Annotated in this window: 5 protein-coding genes; 2 read left to right on the forward strand and 3 right to left on the reverse strand. The window is 74.8% G+C overall.

From position 1 onward, the window contains the following. Positions 1 to 4: 4 nt before the first annotated feature. From G443_RS02410 to G443_RS02420, 3 genes are read right to left on the reverse strand one after another with little or no spacing between them, the layout of a single operon-like run. Entirely contained in the window at positions 5 to 925 is a 921-nt protein-coding gene (locus G443_RS02410; RefSeq protein WP_026420610.1) for a class I SAM-dependent methyltransferase, read from the reverse strand. Further along, on the reverse strand, positions 922 to 6,687 hold the full coding sequence (locus G443_RS02415; protein WP_026420609.1) for a non-ribosomal peptide synthetase: 5,766 nt from the start codon (positions 6,685 to 6,687) through the stop codon (positions 922 to 924). Before G443_RS02415 ends, G443_RS02410 begins: the two co-directional genes overlap by 4 nt. Beyond that, a complete protein-coding gene (locus G443_RS02420) occupies positions 6,684 to 17,426 on the reverse strand; it encodes a non-ribosomal peptide synthetase (RefSeq protein WP_026420608.1) in 10,743 nt (3,580 codons plus the stop codon). The genes G443_RS02415 and G443_RS02420 overlap by 4 nt, the downstream gene beginning before the upstream one ends. Positions 17,427 to 17,556: 130 nt before the next feature. On the opposite strand from G443_RS02420, the gene hppD reads away from it, so the two are divergent. Together hppD and G443_RS02430 are read left to right on the forward strand one after the other, a co-directional pair. Next, complete coding sequence (hppD, locus tag G443_RS02425) at positions 17,557 to 18,609, forward strand: 4-hydroxyphenylpyruvate dioxygenase (RefSeq protein WP_026420607.1); 1,053 nt, start codon at positions 17,557 to 17,559, stop codon at positions 18,607 to 18,609. Between the two features lie 41 nt (positions 18,610 to 18,650). After that, entirely contained in the window at positions 18,651 to 19,970 is a 1,320-nt protein-coding gene (locus G443_RS02430; protein WP_026420606.1) for an aminotransferase-like domain-containing protein, read from the forward strand. Positions 19,971 to 19,995 lie beyond the last annotated feature (25 nt).

Consider the following 19,995-nt stretch of genomic DNA (forward strand, 5'->3'; position numbering starts at 1 on the left):
CTCCTCACCCCCGCTTGCGCAGCACGTAGCACTGGAACAGCGCGTGCCCGGACGGGGTGGCCGCGCTCCGCTGGAGTACCTCCAGCCCCGACATCTCGCACCACGGCGCGCTGATGAGGATCGGGGTGTGGCCGAGCAGGACGACGAGCCCGCCGTCCCGGCACGCGCTCACCGCCGCCGCCATCAGCTCGTGGGCCTGCGCCGTGCCCACGACGAACGCGTTCAGGTGGCGGCAGATCACCAGGTCGGCGGTGCCCGGGGGAACGGCCGGTCTGATGCTGTCGCCGCAGTGGGTCTCGTCCACCCGGGACCGCGCGTAGGCGGCCATCTGGGGGCTGAGGTCCTGGCCGATCGTGCGGGTCCCGGGAACCCGTCGTTGGACGGCCTGGAGGAACGCCCCGGTCGAGCAGGCGGCGTCGTAGGCGACGCCGCCCCGGAACCCGAGTTCGACGAGCCGGTCCGGCACGGAGTCGCGCAGCACCGACTCGGCGTGGTCGAGTTCGCGGGCGAACTCCTCGGTGAGTTCCCAGCCGTCCGGGTCGAACTCGGCCGCCGCGTCGCGGACCCGGTCGCCGAGCTGGGCGAAGGGGTAGTACAGCTCGGCTCCCGGGTCGGCCACGGCCGCCGCGAACAGCGCCGTCCGCTCGGCCTCGTCCACCGGCCGGTGGAACACGGCGACGTGGTCCTCGGCGACCTGTTCCCGCTCCACCACCCCCAGCAGCATGTCCGCCTGGACCAGGCAACCCTTGAGGCGTTCGGCGGGTTCCCCGTCCCGGTCGGGGCCGGGGTAGGCGGCCTCGGTCTTGCGGCCGACCAGCCGCAGCCCGGACACCTGGAGGTAGAACAGGTCGTACGGTTTGCCCTCGGCGTAGGTCTCGACGACGCGCTCCGGTGCGCGTTCCGCCGCTCCCGTCAGTGTGATCACCGGGATCCCTCCAGTGCGTCGCGGATGGCCGTGGCCGTGCCGCGCAGGTGGTCGTCGTCGAACAGCAACTCGTGCCGGCCGGGTACCGAGGTCACGACCAGGCCGGGGAACAGGGCGCGGTCCCAGCCGCGCGGCCGGGTCGCGGCGGGGTCCTCCCCGCCGGCCACTAGTAGGGCCACCCGGTCCGGGTAGGCGGGTTGCGGGTACCGGGAGGCCAGGTCGCCGTTGTGCTCCAACTCCCCTGCGAGGTCGACGCCCTCCGGGGAGTCGGCGTCCACGCCCAGCTCGGCCAACCGCTCCCGGATGCCGTCCCGCGCGTCACCGGCCGGGGTGACGGCGTTCAGGTTGTGGCTGTCGATGAGGAGCAGGTCGGTGACCGCGTCGCCGTGGGCCCGCATCTGCCGGGCCATCTCCAACGCGACCACCCCGCCGAAGGACCACCCGCCGAGGTGGAAGGGGCCTTCGGGTTCGAGGGTGCGCACCCACTCGACGTAGCGGGTGGCCATGTCGGCGAGGGTGGCGAACCGGTTGCCGGGTTGGCCGAACCGGGGGTCGGAGATGACGTGCAGCCGCCATTCCGGCAGCAGCGGGGCCAGCCCGTGGTAGGGCAGGGCCAGGCCCTCCCCGGGGTGCACCAGGAACAACGCGCCGCCGGTGGCGTCGGGGTTGAGGGTCTGGACGTGGCGGGACCCCGAACCGGCCACCGGTGCCAGCAGCTGTTCGGCAAGGCCGGCGACGGTGCCGGCCTTGAGGATCTGGGGGACGTCGCAGCGCACGCCCTCGGGCAGGTTCTCCCGCAGCACCCGCAGCAGCCGCACCACCAGCAGGGAATGTCCGCCGAGGTCGAAGAAGTCGTCGTGGGCGCCGATCCCGGTGACGCCCAGCACCTCCTCCCAGCAGCGGGCGATGAGCACTTCCAGTTCGGTGGACGGCGGGCGGGACGCCTCGGCCACCGCCGTCGACGCACCGGCACCGGCCAGGTCGGCGAGGCGACGCTGGTCGACCTTGCCGTTGGCGGTCAGCGGCAGCTCGTCGAGCACGGAGATCCCACCGACCATCCAGTCGGGCAGCCGCTGGCCCAACCACCGGCGCAGCTCGCCGGGGTCCACCTCGGCGTCGGCTCGGGGAACGGCGAAGATGACCAGGGTGCCCTGGTGGGCGACGGTGACGGCCTGCCGGACGGCCGGGTGCGCCTCGGCGGTGCGGTCGACCTCGGCGGGTTCGACGCGGTGCCCGCGCACCTTCACCTGGCGGTCCTGCCGGCCGAGGAACTCCAGCTCCCCGGTGGGCAGCCACCGCGCCCGGTCGCCGGTGCGGTAGAGCCGGCCGTCCCCGAAGGGGTTCGCGGGGAAGGCGCGGGTGGTCAACTCCTCGTCGCCCAGGTACCCCGCGCCCACGGCGATCCCAGCGATGGCCAGTTCGCCGGCGCAGCCGGGCGGCACCTCCCGCAGGTGGGCGTCGACGACGTGCGCGGTGGTGCCGGCGATGGCGCGCCCGATCGGCACGCGGTCGCCCCGCCCGTCCTCCGCGACGCAGGTGTGGTGGGTGACGCTGATGGACGCCTCGGTCGGCCCGTAGGCCTGGTGCAACCGGGCCCCGAGCCCCGAGTCGTGGAACGCGCGGACCAGGGCGGGGGTGACGGCCTCGCCGCCGGAGAGGACGTGCCGCAGCCCGGAGCAGTCGACGGCCTTGGGGCCGTCGAGGAACGCGGCCAGCAGGGTCGGGAGGAAGTGCGCGACCGACACCCGTTCGGCGACGACCAGTTCCGCGAGCCGGTCGGTGTCCAACACGGCCTCGGGCGGGGCGACCACCACGGTTCCACCGTGGGCCAGCGGGAAGAACACCTCCCACAGCGCGATGTCGAAGGCCGTTCCTGCGGTGGCCAGCACCCGGGGCGGCTCCTCGGTGGGGAAGGCCGTGCCCGACCAGAGCACCCGGTTCACCAGGCCGGCCTGGGGCACCAGGACTCCCTTGGGGGTGCCGGTGGAGCCGGAGGTGTAGACGACGGCGGCGTCCCGGTCCGGGTCGGTCGCCCGGGGCGGGGACGGGGGTTCCTCGCTCGCCTCGGTGAGGGTGCCGTCGGGGTGGACGACGGGCCACGCGGCGAACCCGGCCGGGTCCAGGTCGGTCAGGACCGCCGCCAGGCCCGCGTCGGCGGCGATGGTCCGGCGCCGGGCCGCCGGGTGGTCGGGGTCGAGCAGCACCGGCACCGCGCCGTGCTGGCGCAGTGCCAGCAGCGCGGTGACGAAGGCCGTCGACCGCCCCAGGCAGACACCGACGAGCTGCCCGCGTTCCACGCCGGCCGCCGCGATCCGGTCGGCGAGGGCGGTGGTGCGGGCACCCAGCTCGGCGTGGGTGAGGACCGCGCCGTCGGTCACGACGGCCGGTGCGTCCGGAGTGGTCTCCCGGTGCGGGACGACCAGGTCGAGCAGGGACGTGGCCCCGGGCCGCCCCGAGGTGGCGGTGGGGGTGGCGTTCCAGCTCGCGACGAGGGCGCGGTCGGCCTCGGGCAGCACGTCGAGTTCCCGCAGCCGCGCGTCGGGGCGGCGGCACAGCTGCTCCATGAGCAGCTGGAAGGTGGCGATCAGCCGGTCCACCTCGGCCGAGGTGAAGTGGGTGGTGTCGTAGTTGAAGTGGAAGGCGAGCTTCTCCAGGGGGAGCACGATCAGGCCGATGGGGTACTCGGTCTTCTCCTGGGCGTGCAGGTCGATGACCTGGATGCTCAGCTCGTCGTCACCGGGGAGGTTGTCCTCGGGGTAGTTCTCGAAGGCCACCAGGCTGTCGAACACGTGCCCGCCCGACAGCTTGGTCCCCCCGGCCCAGGACTTGATCTGGGCGAGCGGCACGTGGCCCTGGGCGGCGGTGGTGGCCAGGTCGCCGTGGATGGCGGACAGCAGCTCGGTGACGGTCCGGTCCGGGTCGAGCCGGATGCGCAGCGGGATCGTGTTGATGAACAACCCGACCATGTGCTCGGACCCGGCCAGTTCGGGTGGCCGGCCGGCGATGGTGAGGCCGTGCACCACGTCCTCCGCCCCGCTCCGCAACGCCAGCAGCATGCTCCACGCGGCCTGGGTGATCGCGTTCGACGTGACGCCGTAGTCGCGGGAGGCCTCGGCCACCAGCGCGGTCAGTGACTCGCTGAACTCGTGGACGACGGTGTGGAACAGGCCCTCCTGGTCGGCGGGGGCCTCGGAGAACGGGGTGGGGGCCAGGTCGGCCAGGTACTCCCGCCAGAAGCGTTCCGCGCCGTCGCCCCGGGCCGTCTTGGCCCGGATCCAGCCGACGTAGTCGCGGTAGGGGCGGCATGGACTGAGCTGGGGTTCGCGGCCGTGCGCCAGCTCCTCGTAGATCCGGAACATGTCGCCCCAGATCAGCGACAGGCACCAGCCGTCGAGCAGGATGTGGTGGTGGCTCCACAGCAGGTAGTGGCTGCCGGTGCCGCGCCGGACCAGGGTGAGCCGGTACAGCGGGCAGGTGTCCAGGCCCAGGCCCGTCTCCCGGTCGTTGACCAGCAGGCGCTCCAACAGGCCGGCGTGTTCCTCCGGGGCGTGGGTGGTCCAGTCGAGCACCGTCCACGGCGGTTCCACATCGGAGCGCACGTACTGGAGGGGTTCGGTCAGCTCCTCCCAGACGAACCCGGTGCGCAGGATCTCGTAGCGGTCGGCGACCCGCCGCCAGGCCTCCCGCAGCGCGTCCTCGTCGACCTCGCCGACCAGTTCCAGCACGTTCTGGTTGAAGTAGGCGTCGGAGTCCGGCCAGTACAGGCCCCGGAACAACATGCCCGCCTGCATGGGGGCCAGCGGGTAGACGTCGACGACACCGGGCCGGGAGCGCACCGCGTCCAGCTGGTCCTGGTCGATCCCGGCGAACAGCGCGTCCTCACCGGGTTCGGCCATGGGCTGCTCGACGGCGGGGGCGTCCGAGGCCCGGTCCGCCGAGGCGGCCATCGCGCGGACGGTGCGGTCGGCGAAGATGTGCGCGACCTCCAACCCGATGCCCTGCCGTTGGGCGCGGGCGGCCAGCCGCATGCTGGAGACCGAGTCCCCGCCCGAGCGGAAGAAGTCGTCGTCGACACCGGGTTCCCCGCCACCGACCAGTTCGGCCCACAGGCTGGCGATGGCCCGCTCGGTGGGCGTCTCGGGCGGGGCCGAGGTCCGCTGCCCGGCGGTCGTCTCGGGCAGGGCGGCCCGGTCGACCTTGCCGGAGTTCGTCAGCGGCAGGGCGTCCAACCACACCAGCTCCCCGGGGACCTGGTAGGCGGGCAGCGCGGCGGTCAGCCCCGCCAGCACCCGCGCCGACGCCCGCGCCGGTCCGCCTCCCGCGTCGGGGTGACCGGAGACGAAGGCGACCAGCCGGCGGGAGGCCTCCCCGCCGCGCAGCACCACGGCGGCCTGCCGAACCAGGTCGGACTCCAGCAGGGCCGCCTCGATCTCACCCAGCTCGATGCGGTAGCCGCGCAGCTTCACCTGGCCGTCCCGGCGGCCCAGGTACTCCACGACGCCGTCCGGTCCGAACCGGGCCCGGTCCCCGGTGCGGTAGAGGCGGTCACCGGGACCCCCGAAGGGGTCGGGCACGAACCGCTCGGCGGTGAGACCCGGCCGGCCGAGGTAGCCGACCGCCACCGCCTGCCCGCCGATGCACAGCTCGCCCTCCGCGCCCACCGGCAGCGGGTTCAGGTCCTCGTCGAGGACGTGGACGCGGGTGTTGTCGACCGGGGTGCCGATGGGCACGAACGGCCGGTCGTCGTCGGCCCGCACCGGCCAGTGGGTGACGTCGATGGTGGCCTCGGTGGGGCCGTAGAGGTTGTGCAGGGCGCAGTGCGGGAGCCGCCGGGTGAACTCGGCGGCGACCGGTTTGGGCAGGGCCTCGCCGCTGGAGATCGCCACCCGGAGCGACCCGGCCCGCTCGACGTCGGCCACGTCGAGGAACGCGGGCACCAGCGACGGCACGAAGTGCAGCATGGTCACGGCCTCGTCCCGGACCAGGCGCACCATCGCCGTGGCGTCCCGCCGCGCCGGCTCGGGAGTGATGACCAGTCGTGCGCCGCTGATCAGCGGCAACAACTGCTCCCACACCGAGACGTCGAAGCTGAACGAGGTCTTGTGCAGGACGACGTCGTCGGGTCCGACGTCGTACCGGTCGCGCATCCACAACAGGCGGTTGACCAGGCCGCGGTGGTTCACCGCGACGCCCTTGGGCCGGCCGGTGGACCCGGACGTGTAGATGACGTAGGCGAGCAGGTCGGCGCCGGGGAAGTCGACCTGGGCGCCGCCGCCCTCACCGGACCAGCCGTCCGAGCACACCAGGGTCGGCCCCCCGTAGCCCAGCCCGTCGAGGCGGTCGGTGGTGTCGGTGACGAGAGCGGCCGCGCCGGCGTCGCCGAGCAGGAACCCCAGGCGCTGGGCGGGAAGCTCCGGGTCCAGCGGGAGGTAGGCGGCACCCGAGTACAGCACGCCGAGGACGGCGGTGATCCGCTCGTGCGAGGGGGGCAGGGCGATGGCCACCACGTCGCCGGGACGCACCCCCAGCCCGGCCAGCCGCGCCGCCACCCCGCCGGCCGCCGCGTCCAGTTCGGCGTAGGTGACCGTGCGGCCCTCGAAGGTGACGGCGGGCCGCGCACCGTGTTCGGCCGCCCGCTGCCGCACGAGCTCGTGGATGCCCACCTCGGTGGGGAAGGCGCGGACCGTGTCGTTCCACTCGGCCACTCTCGCTGCGGTGTCGTCGGCGTCGTCGGCGAACAGGTCGCTCACGCGCAGGGTCACGGGTTCTCTCCTCCGTCAGGGTCGCCGCCGCGGGCGATCCGCTCCAGCAGGCGGGCCAGGTGGCGGACCAGTCCGGTCGCCTCGGCCGGGGTCAGCGCGTGGGGCTGGTAGGTCAGTTCGAAGGTCAGCCGGTCTCCCGGCAGGACGGTCAGGGACACGGCGAACTCGGTGCTCTCCACGGCGCGGACGACCCGCAGCGCCCCGTGCCCGCCGAGGGGCTGCCCGGTGCGGTCGCCCGGGTAGTTCTCGAACACCACGATCGAGTCGAACAGCGCGTCACCGGCGCCCGCCCAGGTGCGGATGCGGCCGAGCGGGTGCGCGGCGTGCTCGTAGGTCTCGACCAGGTTCCGCTGGACCTGGCGGAACAGCGCGGGCAGCTCGGCGTCCTCCGCGAACCGCACCCGCAGGGGCAGCGTGTTCAGGCACAGCCCGACGAGCCGTTCCGACCGGGGGATCTCGTCGGGCCGCAGGGACATCACGACCCCGAACAGCAGGTCCCGGCTCGCGCAGCGCTGTCCCAACAGCAGCGACCACGCGGCCAGCACCACCGAGTGCAGGGTGGCCCGGCCGCGTTCCGCCACCCGGGTCAGGGACCGGGTCGCCTCCCGGGACATCTCGGCGGTGACCAGGGTCGCCGTTCCCGCGCCCTGGGCGCCGGCACGCCCGATCCTGGTGGGTTGGGCGCCGGCCAGCGCCTCCCGCCAGAAGCGGGCCCCGGCCTCCTCGTCCCGGGTGGCCAGCCACCCGAGGTAGGCGTCGTAGCCGGGTCGGGCGGGCGGTGCCCAGGCACGGCCGTTCGCCTCGGCCTCGTAGGCGGAGGCGACGTCGGCGAGCACCAACGGCAGGCTCCACCCGTCGAGCAGGATGTGGTGGTGGCTCCACAGCAGCCAGCGGCCGGCGCGGCCCCCGTCGATCCAGTGCCAGCGCTGCTGGCCGGGCGTGGACAGGTCGAAGGGTTCGGCCCGGTCGGCGTCCAGCACGGTGCCCGGCCCGGCTCCCGGTAGGGCGTGGAGACGCCAGTCCACGGGCGGCGGGGGCCCGATGACCTGCACGGGTTCGTCCAGGCCCGCGCTGGCGAACGCCGCGCGGAACACGTCGGTGTGGTCGACCACCCGTTGCCAGGCAGCCCGCAGCACGGCCTGGTCGACGTCGCCGTCCACCGCGAACAGGAGCTGCGTGTGGTAGGCGGTTGACCCGGGCCGGGCCAGGTGCCAGGCCAACATGCCCTGCTGCGCCGGTGCCAGTGGCAGGAGCGCCCGGGTTCCGGGGCGGGTGGTCAGGACGGCGCGCAGGTCCTCGACCGGCAGGGCGACGGCCGGGAAGTCGGCGGGGACGGCGGCGACGCCGACCGGTCCGTCCAGCGCCGACACCAGGTCGAGCAGCGCCGCCAGCAGCTCCTCCGCCAGCGACCGGACCGTCGCCGGCGTGAACCGGCCCGGGTCGTGGAACCACTCGGTCCACAGACCGCGGTCGTCCAGGCCGGACACCAGCTCCAGGCCGGGGGGCACGGCGTGCTCTGGGGCGGCGTCGTCCCCGACGGTCTGCCGTTCCGCCCTGGTGAACAGCCCCGCGCCGCGCGGTCCGGTCGTGGAACCGAGGTGGTTGACGACCAGCTCCGGTTCGGGTTCGGCGCCGGCGCGCAGGAGTCCGTAGCCGACGCCCTCGTCCGGGACGCCGGCCAGCGTCTCGCGCACGTGGCGCAGCGTCTCCAGGGGGTCGTCGGTGTGGACGTCGAAGGCCACCGGGTGCACGCTGGTGAGCCACCCGACCGTCCCGGTCAGGTCGGGCCAGCCCGGTGGCCCGGACCGTCCGTGCGTCTCGCGGAGCACCGCCACCCGGGGTTCCCCGGTCCACCGGGCGACGACACGCGCCAGGGCCGCCAGCAGGATCTCGTCCACCCGTAGCCGGTGTCGGGTGGCCGCCGCGAGCAGTGCCCCGCTGGCCGTCGGGGGCAGGGCGACCCGCAGCGGGGTGCCGCTGGCTTCCTCGGCGCCCTGTCCCGGTGCGGAGGGCAGGCCGGGCAGGCCGGGCAGGTCGGCCAGGGTCCGGCGCCAGTGCTCGCGTTGGGCGGGGGTGTCCACGCTGGTGACGAGGGCGGGGCGCAGGCGGGCGAGGTCCTCGAACGACGTCGGCGGCGTGGGCAGGGTGACCGGTTCGCCTCGGGCCACCTGCCGGTAGGCGGTGTCCAGGTCGGAGAGCACGGTCTCCCAGGAGGCGTGGTCCACCGCCAGGTGGTGGGCCACCAGCAGGACGGCCTGTCGGCCGTCCACGCCCTCACCGACGAGGGCGGCCAGGGTGGGGCCGTCCTCGACGTTCATCGCCGTGTGCACCGGGCCGGCCAGTTCCGTGATGGTGCGCGGTCCGATCGGGACGTCGGCCCGCACCACCAGCGCCAGTTCGTCGGAGGGTGGGGCGAGCACGCCGTGGTCCTGCCAGCGTCCCTCCGCCCACACCGCGCGCAGCCGGAACGCGTCGTGGTGGGCCGCGACGGCCCGCAACGCCGCCAGCAGCAGCGCCGGGTCGACCGGCTCGGCCGGTTCCGCCAGCACCGCCTGGTTGAGGTGCCCGGTGTGGCGGGGGAGGCCGGCGAGGAACCGGCGTTGGGCCGGGGTCAGCCACAACCGGCCAGCCCCGGGCGGCGGTGCCGCCGGGACGGCGGCGGTGGCGGCGGATGGCAGCGGCACGGCGCTGGCGGCCAGCTCGGCCAGTGACGCCGTCCGCAACACCTGGGACAGGTCCACCCGCCAGCCGGCGGCGCGGGCCCGGGCCACCACCCGGATCGCGCTCACCGAGTCCCCGCCGAGGTCGAAGAAGTTGGCGTCCCGGCTGATCACCGCCTCGGCGGTCCCGGGCAGGACCCGCGCCCAGATGGCCGCGAGGTCCCGTTCGGGCGCGGTCTCCGCCCCGTCCACCACGGCCGTGGTGGACGCGGTGGTGGACGCCGGGTCGGGCAGGGCTGCGACGTCGAGCTTCCCGGTGGCTCCGACCGGGAGTTCCCCGAGCACCACCAGGTGCGCGGGCACCATCGCCCGGGGCAGCCGGTCCCGCAGCCGCCGCCGCACCTCGGCGCACAGCCGCTCGGGATCCGCGGTCGGGTCGGCGGGCACCAGGTATCCGACCAGGGCGGTGACGCCCCCGGGGTCGGCGTGGGGCAGGACAGCGCAGTCCACGACCCGGGGATCGGCGGTGAGCGCCACCTCCACCTCGTGGGGTTCGACGCGGACACCGGCGATCTTCACCTGGCGGTCGACCCGGCCGACGAACTCCAGGCCCCCGTCGGGGTGGTGGCGGGCCAGGTCGCCCGTGCGGTAGGCGCGGGCGCCGGGAACGCCGGCGTGCGGGTCGGGGACGAAGCGGTCCGCCGTCGCCCCCGGGCCGCCCAGGTAGCCCCGGGCGAGGACCGCACCGCCGATGACCAGCTCGCCGACGACACCCACCGGCACCGGCTGGCCCTCCGGGTCGAGGACGTACACCCGGGCGTTCGGCAGGGCCTCCCCCAACGGGACCCGGTCGGGGGGCGGATCGCCGGGGCCCCGCCAGTGGGTGGCGATGATCGAGGCCTCGGTGGGCCCGTAGGTGTGGTGCAGGACCGCCGAGGTCCGCTCGGCGAACCGGGCTGGCAGGCTCGGGGAGAGGCGTTCCCCGCCGCACAGCACGTGCCGCAGGGACGGCGCGACGGGTTCCCGCAGGTAGTGCTCGAGCAGGGTGGGTACCAGGTGCAGCACCACGACCCGTTCGGCGGCCACCAGGTCGGCGATGGCGCCGACGTCCCCGTGGCGGTCCTGGTCGAGCACCACCAGCCGACCACCGTTGGCCAGGGGGTGGAACATCTCCCACAGGGAGATGTCGAACCCGACGGCCGCGACCTGGGCCACGGCCTCCCCGGGCCGCGTCGGGTAGGCCAGCCGGGACCACAGCAGCTGGTTGGCCAGCCCGCGTTGCGTGCACTGCACGCCCTTGGGTGCCCCGGTGGACCCGGAGGTGTAGGTGACGTAGGCCAGCTGGTCGGGTTCCGGCGGCCGGACCGGCACGGCTTCGCCCGGGCGCAGGTCCTCGACGCGCAACGTCGGCAGGCCCTCGCCGGCGCAGTCCCCGGCGCCGTCGCTGATCACGGCGTGCGCGCCGCAGTCGGCGAGGATCGCCCGGTGCCGCTCGACCGGTTGCTCCGGGTCCAGGGGGACGTGGACGCCGCCCGCCCTCCAGATGCCCAGCACCACGGCCGGCAGTTCCGCCCGGCGCCCGATCCTGGTCGCCACCGGCCCCTCCACCGGGATCCCCCGGCCGCGCAGCCAGGCGGCGACGCCGTCCGCGAGGGCGTCGAGTTCGCGGTAGGTGAGGGAACGGGTCGACGTGGTCACCGCCGTCGCGTCCGGTGTGGCCGCCACCCACCGTTCGACCAGGCCGAGCACCTCGGTGGGCCGGTCCGGCAGGGTCCGCTGGTTCGGTGCGGCCAGCAGCCGCCGTCGTTCCCGGTCGTCCACCAGGTCCAACGCGGCCACCGGCCTCCCCGGGGCCTCGGCCGCGTTGGCGAGCAGCCGCGCCAGGGTGGCGGCCAACCCGTCCACCCCGGCCTGGCCCACCAGGTCGGCCGCCGCGCGGATCTCGATGTCCACCGCACCCGGGGTGACGCGCGCGGTGATCTCCAGGTCGAAGGCCCCCAGCAGGGGTGTTCGGGGCACCGTCGTCGCCGTGGCCCCGCCGAACGCCGCCGTCTCCGGAACGGCCTCGTCGTCCACGTCGAACACGACCTGGGTCAGGCCCCGGTCGGCGCGGGACAGCTCCCGCACGATCCGCTGCGTCGGGACCGAGCCGTGCGCGAAGGCGTCGCGCGCCGCGTCCCGGGTCCGGGACACCTGGAGCGCGAACGGCTCCGCCGGGTCGACGTCCGCCCGGATCGGCAGCACGTTGACCAGGGGACCGACCAGGGCGGCCCGGGTGTCGTCGCCCCGGTCGGCCACCGGCGCACCGACGACGACGTCACGTTGTCCGCAGATCCGCGACAACCAGACCCGCACCCCCGCCAGCAGCGTGACGAACGGGGTGGCGTTCGCGTGCCTGCCCACCTCGGCGAGGGCGTGGGCGGCGCGGGGCGGCAGGCTCACCCGGGCGATGGTCCGGTCGGGTCCGAGGGTGGCCGGCCGCCCCCGGTCGGTGGGGAGGTCGAGCCGTTCCGGCGCCCCGCGCAGGGTGTCGGACCAGAACGCCAGCTCCTCCGCGTCCGGGGGCGCGTCCCGGTCGGCCGCCGCCCACGCCAGGAAGCTCGGTGCCGGGGCCAGCGACACCGCCCGGTGTTCGACCTCGGCCGTGTAGGACTCGGCCAGTTCGCGGACCAGGAGCCGCGCCGACCAGCCGTCCCCGGCGACGTGGTGCAGCACGACGACCAGCGCGTGGTCCTCCGGGCCCAGGCGCAGCAGGGTCCAGTGGACCGGGGGTGCGGAGGCGAGGTCGAAGGGTTCGGCGACCAACTCGTCCACCCGTCGGTCGAGTTCGGCGCCGGTCGCCTCGGACAGGGCCAGCGGCGGGCCGCAGTCGGTGGCCCGCCAGACCGGGCCGTCCTCACCCTCGGCGAGCAGGCTGCGCAGCAGGTCGTGGCGGGTGGCCAACGCCGAGGTCGCCGCCGTCAGCGCCGGAACCGACAGCGGTCCCGCCAGCCGCAGCACCACGGGCAGGTGGAAGGTGCCCTCGCCGGTCGTGGTGGCCTGCGCCCAGATCCCCAGCTGTGTCCACGACAGCGGAGCCGAGCTCACCGGGGCGGCGGGCACCGGGCCGGCTCCTCCCGGGGTGCGCTCGTCCGCCCACGGCGCCAGTGACTCGATGGTCGGGTTGTCGAACAGGTCCGGCATCCGCAGCCCCGGGTAGCCCAGCGCGTGCATGCGGCGCACCAGGTCCATCGCCAGCAGCGAATGCCCGCCCAGGGCGAAGAAGTTGTCGGCCAGCCCGACCCGGGGCACTCCCAGCAGCTCCGCCCACAGCGCGGCCACCGCGCGCTCCCGGTCGGTCCTCGGTTCCCGGGAACCGGCGCCGGGCTCGGTCCCGGCGGGAACCGCCAGCGCCGCCCGGTCCACCTTCCCGGCGGCCGTCCTCGGCAGCGGCGAGTCGTGCACCCGGATCACCGAGGGCACCATGAAGGGGGGCAACCGGCCGGCCAGGTGCGCGCGGACCGCGTCCGAGTCCACCGTGGACGAGGCGGCGACGTGCGCGGCGAGGACATCGCCCCGGACGACGACGGCCGCCTCCGCCACCCCGGGGTGGGCCGCCAGCGCCGTCTCCACCTCGTCCAGCTCGACGCGGTAACCGCGCAGTTTGACCTGCCTGTCGGCGCGGCTGACGAAGTGCAGCACCCCGGCCTCCACCCGGGCCAGGTCCCCGGTGCGGTACATCCGCCGCCCGTCCCCGGTGAAGGGGTCGGGGAGGAACCGCTCGGCGGTCAGCCCCGGGCGGCCGACGTACCCCCGCGCCAGGCCGGTGCCCGCCAGGTACAGCTCGGCGACCACCCCGTCGGGCACGGGCGCCAGGTAGCGGTCCAGCAGGTAGGCCCGGGTGTTCGACGTGGGCGCTCCGATGGGGACCCCGCCGGCCTCGGCCAGCTCGGCGGCGGTGGCGCCGACCGTGACCTCGGTGGGGCCGTAGGCGTTGACCAACCGGACGTCGCGCACCAGCCGGTGCCAGCGGTCGACGGCGGCCCGCCCCACCTGCTGGCCGCCGATCGCGACCAGCCGCAGCGCCGGCGGCAGCACCAGCCCTTCCTCGCCCAGGGCGTCCACCAGGCGCTCCCAGTAGCCGGTGGGTAGGTTCGCCACGGTCGTCGCGGTCCGCTCGCAGTGGGCGAGCAGCGCTCGCACCGAGGTGACCGACTCGTCGTCCCGCAGCACCACGGTCGCGCCGGCCACCAACGTCGGGAACACCTCCTCGACCAGCACGTCGAAGGTGACCGCGCAGAACTGGAGCGCCCGATCGGCGGGGGAAAGGCCGTACTCCCGCACCGCCCACCGGACGTGGTCGGCGAGGGCGCCGTGTTCGACCACCACCCCCTTGGGCTCACCGGTCGACCCCGAGGTGAACAGGACGTACGCGGGATCACCCGGTGCGGGTTCCGGTCGCCCCGGGTGCCGCGGCGCGCCCTCCTCCGCGACCGGGATGTCGCCAGGGTGGAGCACGGCGACGTCGGCTCGGGCGAACCGGTCGACGTCGGCGGTGACGAGCAGGCGGGCACCGCTCGTCCTGAGCTGACCGGTGACGCGGTCGTCGGGGTCCTCCGGCGACAGCGGCAGGAACGCGCACCGCGCGACCAGCACGCCGAGGAGCACGGCCACCAGGTCCGCAGACCGGGGCAGGCACACGCCGACCACGTCACCCCGGGTGGCCCCCGACGCGACGAGCCGGGCCGCGACGGCGTCGGCGTGCCGGACGAGGCCGGCGAAGTCGACCGTCCGGGCACCGTCGAGCACAGCGGGTGCGCCGGGGGCGCGGGCGGCCGCCGCTCGGACGAGCCCCACCACCCCCTCCGCCGGCGGTTCGACGGGGCCGGCTATCCCCGGCGGGACGGGGGTGTCGGTCAACCGGAGCCGGCCCACCCGAACACCGGGGTCGGCGAGGACGTCACCGAGCAGGGCGGTGAGGCCGTCGGCGAGGATCTCGGCGGCCGGCGCGTCCAGCACGTCGTGGTTGAACTCCAGCTCCAGGTCGACGCCGTCGGGCACGGCCCTGGCGATCAGGGTGAGGTCGAAGGCGGTGGTGCGCGACGGTGGGCGCAGCGCCTCCGCCGCCACCCCGGGCAGTGCCACGGGCACGCCGAGGGAGTCCTCCCACACCACCATGTACCGCATCAACGGGTGGTGCCCGCTGTCCCGGCGGCGACCGAGCAGGCCGGCCAGCCGTTCGACGGGCACCGCCTGGTGTTCGTGGGCGGCCGGCACCGCCTCCCGGCACTGGTCCAGCACCTCGGTGAAGCGCGGGTCGCCGCGCAGGTCGGCCCGCAGCGGCAGCGTGTTGACCAGCATGGTCACCGCGGTGTCGGCGCCAGGCTGTCCCCGATCGGCCACCGGAGCGGCGACGACCACGTCATCGGCCCCGGAGAAGCGGTGGACCAGCACCTGGAACGCCGCCAGCAGCACCATGAACGGCGTCACCCCGCGCGCGGAGCACAGCGCGCGCAGCGCCTCGGCCCGGTCGGGCGGGAGCACCCGGATCGCGCGGCCGGCCCGGTGCCCGCCGTCCACCCGGTGCCGGGGTCCGACCGTGAGGTCGACGTCGAGGGTCGCCCCGTCGAGGCGGTCCCGCCAGAACCCCAGATCCCGTTCCGCGCGGGCGGAGTCGACCCCCGGTGTCACCAGCGCCGGGTTCGTCGGCGGGTCGAGGCGCGGAGCGCGGTCCTCGACGGCCGAGGCGTACAGCTCCCGCAGCTCCTCGGCGACCAGGCGCATGGACCACCGGTCGATGACCAGGTGGTGCAGCACGAGCAGGAAGACGAGGTCGTCGTCGCCCAGCCGCAGCAGCCGCGCCCGCACCAGTGGGGGCCGGTCCAGGTCGAACGGCTGGGCCAGCGCCTCGTCGCCGGCCGCCGCCACGCGCGCGTTCCGCTGCTCGGGGGACAGCCCGCGCAGGTCCTCCACGTGGAGGGGCACCGGCGCGGCGTCGGCCACCAGCAGCCGGGCCGGCCCGTCGTCGCGGGCGGGGGAGGAGCGCAGCACGGGGTGCCGGCGGGTCAACGCGTCCAGTGCCCAGCGCAGCGCCGCCTCGTCGACGGTGCCCCGCCACCGGGTGGGCACCGCGACGCCGAACAGGCCGGGGCCGCCGAGGAACTCCTCCTCGAACAGGATCCGCGCCTGGCCGGGGGACAGCGGCAACTCCGTCGGCTCCACGGACGCCGCCGGATCCTCCCCGTCGTCCGCCGTCCGGGCCTCGATGTCGGGGGTTCTCGCCTCCTCGACCCGGCGGGCCAGCGCGGCGACGGTGCGGGCGCGCAGCACGTCGGCCATCGACAGCCGCACCCCGTACCGGCGCCACACGGCCGCCACGATCCTGGTGGCGGTCAACGAGTCCCCGCCCAGGGCGAGGAAGTCGTCGGAGACCCCGACCCGGGGCAGGTCGAGCAGGTCGGCCCACACACCGGCCAGGTCGCGTTCCAGCCCGGTCGCCGCCGCGCCGTTCGCGTCGCAGCCGCCGACGTCGGGGACCCCGCCGCTGGCCGGGGCCTCGGGCAACGCCGCGTAGTCGATCTTCCCGTTGGCGGTGAGGGGGAAGCGGTCCACGCTCACCCATCGGGTGGGGATGACCGCCTCCGGGAGCCGGTCGGCCAGGTGCGCGCGCAGCGCGGCGGGTTCGGCGCCGCCCTGGAGGTAGGCGACGACACGGTCACCGGTGGGTCCACCGACCAGTCGGACCGCCGCCCGGGACACCGAGGGATGCTGGTGCAGCAGCGACTCGACCTCGGCCGGGTCCACCCGGTGGCCGCGCACCTTGAACTCCGCGTCCACCCGTCCGAGGAACTCGATCCTGCCGTCGTCCAACCACCGGACGCGGTCCCCGGTGCGGTACACCCGCCCGCCGCCGGCCGGGTCCAGACCGAGCCAGTCGGGCAGGAACCGGGCCGCGGTCTCCGCCGGACCGCCCAGGTACCCCCTGGCCAGCGGAGCACCGGCCACCACCAGCTCCCCGGGCACGCCGGCCGGCACCCGCCGGCCCTCGGGGTCCACGACGGCCACCGAGCAGTTGTGCATGGGCCGGCCCAACGGCATCCGGGACGCGCCGTCGGCCGGGCTGGCCTCGTCGTGCAGCACGGTGATCGTGGTCTCCGTCGGACCGTAGGCGTGGACGAGGACGGTGCCCGACCGGTCCAACAGCCGGTCGCGCAGCGACGGGGGGACGCGCTCACCGCCGCACACCGCCAGGCGCAGCCCCCGCGTCGCGTGCTCGTCCGCCCCGGAGAGCAGTTCGTCCAACACCGAGGGCACCAGGTGCGCGACCGTGACCTGGTGGGCCCTCATCAGCTCCGGCAGGTAGGGGACGATGCCGTGCACCCGGTGTTCGGCGACCACCAGCCTCGCCCCGGCCACGAGCCCGGCCAGCAACTCCCACACCGCGATGTCGAACCCGGGGGAGGCCGTGGCCAGCAGCACGTCCCGGGGCCCCAGCGGGTACGCCTCCTGCCACCACGCCATGCGGTTGGCCAGCGCTCCGTGCGGGACCAGCACTCCCTTGGGCCGGCCGGTCGACCCCGACGTGTACATGAGGTAGGCGGCCAGCGCCGGGTGGGGGTCCGGCCACGGCCCCCCGTCGCCGTCGCCGTCGCCGATCCGCTCGGCTCCGCTCCCGCCGTCGAGGGCCTCGTCGACCCGGAGCACGGGCCCGTCGACCCCGGGGGAGGAGGCGGATGTCAGGGTCACGACCGGACGCGCGTCGGCGACCACCGCCGCCCGCCGACCCGAGGGCCACCTCGGGTCGAGGGGCAGGTACACCCCGCCGGCCCGGACCACCGCCAGGCAGGAGACCAGCACGTCGAGCCCGTCCTCGGCCAGCACGGCAACGGGCCGTTCCGGCCCCACCCCGAGCGCCCGCAGCCGGCGGGCCAGCGCGGCCGACCGGGACCCCAGGTCGGAGTAGGACAGCTGGCGGTCCCCGCGCACCGCGGCCACCCGGTCGCCGTTCTCGGCCAGGGCCGTCGCGACCCGCCGCCACCACCGGCCCGGGTCGTGATCGACCCGGGCACCCCGTTCCCAGTGCCGCCTGAGTTCCGCCATAGTCGCCTCAGGCTAGGAACGGTGTTTATCGGATCCTTATCGGATCCGTTCTCCGGGGAAAACCGATCGATAAGGGAGAGGGATACAAAAAGCGGACGCACACGCACGGGTCTCCCGCTGGAGGATGGCAATGGCGACAGAACGAGAAGGCGCCTTCGAGGACATGTCCCTCGACCACGTGGTGTTCCATGTCGGCGACGCGCACCAGGCCGCCGCGGAACTCGTCGACCGGTACGGGTTGGCGGTGCTCGACGCGTCCGAGGACACCTCCGCCCGGTCGGTGGTGGTCGGCGGCGGCGGTGACATCAGCCTCGTCTTCACCGAGGCCGTCACCGAGGACCACCCGGCCGCCGCCTACGTCAGGGCCCACGGCGACGGGGTCGCCGACATCGCGCTCGGGGTCCGTGACGTCCGCGCCGCCTACGACGAGGCGGTCCGCCGGGGAGCTCGGCCGGTGTCCGCCCCCAGCGAGGACGGCGGCCGCGTCGTCGCCACCATCATGGGTTTCGGCGACGTCACGCACACCTTCGTGCCACGAGGGAGCGCCGCGGCCGCGGCGGGCGGCGCGGACCCGGCACCCGCCGAGACGGGGGTGTACGCGCTGGACCACTTCGCGGTGTGCGTCGAACCCGGGCAGCTGGCCGCGACCGTCCGGTTCTACGAGGACGTCCTGGACTTCCGCATGACCTTCGAGGAGCAGATCGTCGTCGGCGCGCAGTCGATGAACTCCCAGGTGGTGCAGAGCACCTCCAACGCGGTGACCCTCACCATCATCGAACCCGACACCTCCCGGAACCCCGGGCAGATCGACGACTTCCTCAAACGGCACGGCGGTTCGGGCGTGCAGCACATCGCCTTCGTCACCGACCACATCACCGACTCGATCCGCCAGCTCCGCGACCGGGGTGTCGAGTTCCTCACCACACCGGCCGCCTACTACGAGGCGTTGACCGACCGCATCGCACTGACCAGGTACCCGGTGGCCGAACTCGGTGAACTGCACATCCTCGTCGACGAGGACCAGGGCGGGAAGCTGTACCAGATCTTCACCCGGTCCACCCACCCGCGGGGCACCTTCTTCATGGAGGTGATCGAACGGGCGGGCGCGCGGACGTTCGGTTCCGGCAACATCAAGGCCCTGTACGCGGCCGTCGAGGCCGAACTGAGCAGGCAACCGCGCTGAGCACCCCGCCGCCCTCCCCCCGCGCCCGCCCCCGGAAGGGGATGCTGATGGAACCGCTGCGCCTGGCGGACCTGCACGGTTCGCTGGCCGACCCGGTGCTGGCCGCCATGGAGTTCCTCAACGAGGTCGCCAACCGGTACCCGGAGGCCGTGTCCTTCGCCCCCGGTCGGCCCTACGAGGAGTTCTTCGACGTCGACGACCTGCACCACCACCTGCGCACCTTCCACCGGTACCTCGTCGAGGACCGGGGGATGGACGACGCGGGCGCCCGCCGGACGCTGTTCCAGTACGGCCGCACCAAGGGCGTCATCCACGAGTTGATCGCCCGCAACCTCGCCGAGGACGAGGGGGTGCGCGTCGACCCGGAGGCGGTGGTGGTCACCGTCGGGGCCCAGGAGGCGATGCTGCTCGCCCTGCGCGCACTACGCGCCGACCACCGGGACGTGCTGCTGGCCGTGTCACCGGTGTACGTGGGCATCACGGGCGCGGCGAGGCTGGTGGAGATGCCGGTGCTGCCGGTGCGGGACGGCGAGGCCGGGGTCGATCTCGACGACCTGGTGGCGGTGGTCCGGCGGGCGCGCCGGGAGGGGCTGCGGCCGCGCGGCCTCTACGTGGTCCCCGACTTCGCGAACCCGTCCGGGGCCTGCCTGGACCTCGCGACGCGGCGGGAACTGATCCGCACCGCCGAACGGGAGGACCTGCTGGTCCTGGAGGACAACCCCTACCGCCTGTTCGGGTCGGCAGACGAACGACCGCCCACGCTGCGGGCGCTCGGCGGAAACCGGGTGATCTCGTTGGGTTCCTACGCCAAGACCGGGTTCCCCGGCGCCCGCGTGGGCTACGCCGTCGCCGACCAGCCGGTCGACGTCGGCGGCGGGCGCACCGTCCCGTTGGCCGACCAGCTGTCCAGGCTCAAGAGCATGGTCACCGTCAACACCCCGCCGGTCGCCCAGGCGGTGATCGGCGGACTGCTCCTCGACCACGGCCTCAGCCTCGTGAAGGCCAACACCCGGGAGATCGAGGTGTACCGCCGCAACCGGGACCTGGTGCTCGACGGTCTCGCCGCCCGGCTTCCCCGGGCGGCGGAGCTGGGGGTGAGCTGGAACCGGCCCAGCGGGGGCTTCTTCATCGTCGTGACCGTGCCGTTCCCGGTGGACGACGCCCTGCTGGAGCGGTCCGCGCGCGAACACCGCGTGCTGTGGACGCCGATGCACCACTTCTACGGGGACGGCAGGCCGTTGCCGCACCTGCGGCTGTCGGTGAGCCTGCTGACCCCCGAGCGGATCGAGGACGGGCTGGACCGCCTGGCCGCGTTCCTCACCGAACACGCCGAGGCGGCCCGCGCGGGAGGCGGTCGCTGACCGGGCGCACCCGGGGTCGGCGGCG

This window comes from Actinoalloteichus caeruleus DSM 43889, assembly GCF_000429185.2.
GTDB classification, from domain to species: Bacteria; Actinomycetota; Actinomycetes; order Mycobacteriales; family Pseudonocardiaceae; genus Actinoalloteichus_B; species Actinoalloteichus_B caeruleus.